1 protein-coding gene is annotated in these 257 nt (G+C 49.8%); it reads right to left on the bottom strand.

Features of this window, described 5'->3' with window-relative positions; genetic code table 11:
* Positions 1–257, bottom strand: a 257-nt coding sequence (locus LI126_RS14885; protein ID WP_227165700.1) for a hypothetical protein, incomplete at both ends; no start/stop codon positions are given.

Below are 257 nucleotides of genomic sequence, written 5' to 3'. Positions count from 1 at the left end.
CTCCGGCGCTGGTGCCAGACTCAATGGCCAGATCCGTTCGTCTTCATGCAGCTGACTGTCAACGATCTGTTCTAAGACCTTTAACTGCTGACAAGTGGCCTTGCTCCCTCTGACGATTGGCGTGGTAAATTCCATCAGATTATCAGAAAAGCCACTCAAAAGATATGGATTAGTTTTGCGTGAGCTGAGGTTCTTGGGATATTCGTAACGACTGGCCCGGCCATTCGTTAAAATCCGGTGTTCCTCGAGACGCAGAC

This window comes from Mediterraneibacter sp. 210702-DFI.5.30, assembly GCF_020560115.1.
Lineage (GTDB): Bacteria > Bacillota > Clostridia > Lachnospirales > Lachnospiraceae > Mediterraneibacter > Mediterraneibacter faecis.
Note: the sequence above shows the minus strand (reverse complement) of the source record. Positions and strands in the feature narration are given on the sequence as shown.